This is a genomic window from Microvirga sp. GN3, from assembly GCF_055792825.1.
In genome coordinates this window covers 1-3,452 of record NZ_JBVVAK010000315.1, presented here as the reverse complement: position 1 = coordinate 3,452, position 3,452 = coordinate 1, and the positions used below count along the sequence as shown (strand labels likewise).

At 60.2% G+C, this 3,452-nt stretch carries 4 protein-coding genes and 1 pseudogene; all 5 read left to right on the top strand.

What is annotated here, in order from left to right; translation table 11 throughout:
* Positions 1-854: 854 nt before the first annotated feature.
* Positions 855-1,346: a bacterioferritin gene (gene bfr / locus ACS5Q1_RS47120; protein ID WP_473104661.1), complete on the top strand. Its 492-nt coding sequence runs from the start codon at positions 855-857 to the stop codon at positions 1,344-1,346.
* Positions 1,343-1,804 carry an iron response transcriptional regulator IrrA gene (gene irrA / locus ACS5Q1_RS47115; RefSeq protein WP_473104660.1) on the top strand — a complete coding sequence of 154 codons (462 nt, stop codon included), beginning with the start codon at positions 1,343-1,345 and terminating at the stop codon, positions 1,802-1,804. Before bfr ends, irrA begins: the two co-directional genes overlap by 4 nt.
* A 140-nt stretch (positions 1,805-1,944) precedes the next feature.
* A complete protein-coding gene (locus ACS5Q1_RS47110) occupies positions 1,945-2,202 on the top strand; it encodes a helix-hairpin-helix domain-containing protein (RefSeq protein WP_473104659.1) in 258 nt (85 codons plus the stop codon).
* 221 nt (positions 2,203-2,423) lie between these two features.
* Positions 2,424-3,155, top strand: a complete 732-nt coding sequence (locus tag ACS5Q1_RS47105; protein WP_473104658.1) for a Crp/Fnr family transcriptional regulator — start codon at positions 2,424-2,426, stop codon at positions 3,153-3,155.
* Between the two features lie 188 nt (positions 3,156-3,343).
* A pseudogene (locus ACS5Q1_RS47100) lies at positions 3,344-3,452 on the top strand (IS110 family transposase); the annotation flags it as partial.

Sequence of the window (3,452 nt, the reverse complement as noted above, 5' to 3'; positions counted from 1 at the left end):
GTCGTCTTGACGGCTCTGCCTCCGGCCCTGCGCAATCGCTCTATCGTTGAGTGCCCGGATCGTTGCAGGGAGCGCATTGTTGCGTTCAAAGCCTTTGACAACGAACATCAGAGTTAACTTGAGACTCCATGCTCCCAGAGTCTCAGGTTAACTGCCAACGACTTCCCAAAAATCTGGAATCTCACGCCAAAGTGCCCAGCGACAAGCGCCGTTTGACTCGCCTGGACAGCTTGTGCGGGAGGCCGAGCCTCTCCTTTCACATAGCCGCCGTCGCGCAATGCGCCGGCGACATTCACACCTAAGTAGAGCAGGGTGTTGGTATCTTTCGGGTAAGGCTGTTTATGGACTGGGCGATCCCGCAAGTTTTTGGGGAGTGGTCGATGCCGGTGATGACAGCCGAGCCTGCCAAAGCGGCTGACTTCTACCCTTCCAATCACGAACACTCTTGGAGGGTGCCGGACAGGCAGCAGCACACTCGGTCTGGTCGCGAACGCACTTCTCTTCGCACGCAATGTCGCCGCGGGCGTCGTAGCACGTCTTGCCGATCGTTTCGCATTGGTTGCGGCACATGTCTTGAGCGAGAACCGTTCCGGGAAACAGGAATACTACGGAAAAACCAAGACCGAGGAGCCTCATAGGGACCTCCCTCGTCCAGCCCTTCGAGAGAAAATCATACTCTTGCTTCACGCTCCTGTCGCGCGTGAGAAAACCGGCCGCGAACTTCTGCTAATGCCCTTTATGGAGCTGTCCTCGGCAGATCCCGGCCGGCTTGATGAACATGAGCCTGGAGCATGAAGTTCCGGCGATGATCGCGGTGTGCTACTCTCTGGGGCTGACGCTCCGGAGGATCGGCCATGAAGGGCGATACCAAGGTGATCGAGTACCTGAACCAGGGACTTCGGCATGAATTGACGGTGGTGAACCAATTCTGGCTGCACTACCGCCTGATGGAAAACTGGGGCTACAACGACCTCGCGCGGAAATGGCGCGAGGAGTCCATCGAGGAGATGGTACACGCCGACCGCTTCATCGAGCGCATTATCTTCCTCGAAGGCTTCCCCAACCTTCAGGATCTGAACGCTCTGCGGATCGGCCAGAACGTCCGGGAGGTGATCGAGTCCGACCTCGCCATCGAGTATGAGGCCCGCAACCTCTATGCCGAGGCGGCCGAGTACTGCGTTTCGGTTGGGGACCGCGTGTCCAAGGACCTGTTCGAGGAGCTGATGGCGGACGAGGAAGGGCACATCGACTTCCTGGAGACCCAGCGGACCCTGATCGAGCAGATCGGCCTCGAGCTCTACGCGCAGAAGCACGTGGGCAAGCCCGAGAAGGGCGGGCACGGATGAGCGACACTCTCCGTGACGCGTTGCGAAGGGAGCCGCCTCGTCCCGGCTGCCCCCTGTCGCAGGTCAAGGACAGGTTGCGGCAGGCAGGTCTCCGGCCGACGCTCCAGCGCGTCAGCCTGGGCTGGCTCCTGTTCGGCAAGGGCGACCGACATGTCACGGCCGAGATGCTGTTCGAGGAAGCCAAGCATGCCCGTGTGCCGGTGACGCTTGCGACGGTCTACAACACCCTGCACCAGTTCACCGAGGCCGGGCTTCTGCGGCAGATCGCGGTCGATGCCCGCAAGACCTACTTCGACACCAACGTGACGGAGCATCATCACTTCCTGATCGAGGGCGAGGAGGAACTGGTGGATATCCCGGGCACGCAGACGATCAGCGTGGACGGAATGCCTCCCGTCCCTGACAGCCATGAGATCGTGCGAGTCGACGTGATCGTGCGGCTCAGGCGGAAACCATAATTCCGAGAAGCCCAATTACGGAACCGTGCTGGCGCTGGGTTGGGAAAGGGCGTACAACATGGCATCATCGGTAGGATTGATCCAGGCACCGACGGCTGAGAGATGCGTGCGCTCCCGCCTGCAAGGCTCAGGAGCGGCAGATGCCCCGGCATTATGAAACCTGCCAACATTATGAAATGTGCGAAGGGACCATTGAGGGTCTCTATTTATCTCGGCTCGCTTGGGACGTGCTCCATCGCGAGAACATTCGGACGATCGATCAACTCAGGGCTGTCGCAGGTCAGCTTGAGCGGTTCGACGGCATCGGGTCCAAAACGGCGCAAGCGATCAGACTAGAGCTCAACCGTGTCGCGGTCCCTGGAGAGCAAACATTCAGTGAGGGGCAGCTTTCTGCGTAGGGCACGTAATTCTGATAAGTGCCTTTATGGAGTCAAAAACAGGGGTGTTTGAGCGTATTCTGAAGATAATCTCGAAGCGGCACGGCTCTTCCGTGTAAAGGGTCAGTAAAACGCACCTTTCCGAGCCCGCCAGAACTGCCGGTAATACTTTCTTGCTCTTGTATGGGGGCGGGCTAAGAAATCATACTGTTGGGCTCCCCGAGTGGGGTCCGAAGGCCGCCATGGCACCCTCAGCGTCGAAGGCCGATCACCGTAGGAACTGGCTCCTGGCAGCCTTAGACCCTGAGGATCTGGCCTACCTTGAGCCGGAGCTGGAGATCGTGGACCTGCCGAAAGGCACGATCCTCTACGAAGCTGGCGACACGATCCGCCACACCTACTTCCCGCATAATGCCATCGTGGGCCTGAGTAACGTCATGGAGGAGGGCCAGATCGTCGAGGTGGCGTCCTTCGGGCGCGAGGGGCTGTGCGGCCTGCTCAGCGCCGTTGCGTCCGGGGAATCCTTCGGGCGCTACAAGGTGCACGTTCCTGGCACCGCCTCCCGGATCGCCGTCAACCGGATGCGGGAGGCGATCCGCATCCGCCCTAAGCTGCGGCGGCTGGTGCTCAGCTACAGCGAGGCATTGATGGTCCAGACGTTTCAGACCGTCTCCTGCAATGCCGTTCATACGGTCGAGGCCCGCTGCTGCAGCTGGATCCTGAGCACCCTGGATCGGATCGATGAGGACCTTCTGCCCCTGACCCATGCCGATCTGGCCGAGTTTTTAGGGGTGCAACGCTCCACGGTCAGCACCGTCCTGCGCACGTTTCAGAGCGCGGGCCTGATCACTCAACAGCGCGGGGGCATCATCATCGCGGACCGGGCTGGTCTCGAAGCGATCGCCTGCGAGTGCTACGGCAAGATCCGCCAGACCTTCGCACGATTGCTGCCCGTGCCGTCCTCCCAGGCCTGATCGTTTTACCTAAACCGAGGAGGCAGTAATTCTGATAAGCCTGGGCAGTAATTCTGATAAGCCTGGACTATGGAACCCGGCGGTACCCAGCGCATGTGGCGCGACGCCTCAAAGTCCTTAATGCGACGACTTAGTGTGGCGTTCTTCTGGCCTTTGGCTTTGCCCTGGTAGGCTCGTGGATCGCCCGCATGGTCGCGCGGAAACCGCCCATGCTGGTGCGGGTGGCGCTCGCCAATAAGATGGCGCGCATTGTGTGGGCCCTGCTGGCGAGAGGTGAAGTGTATCGGGCTCCGGCTG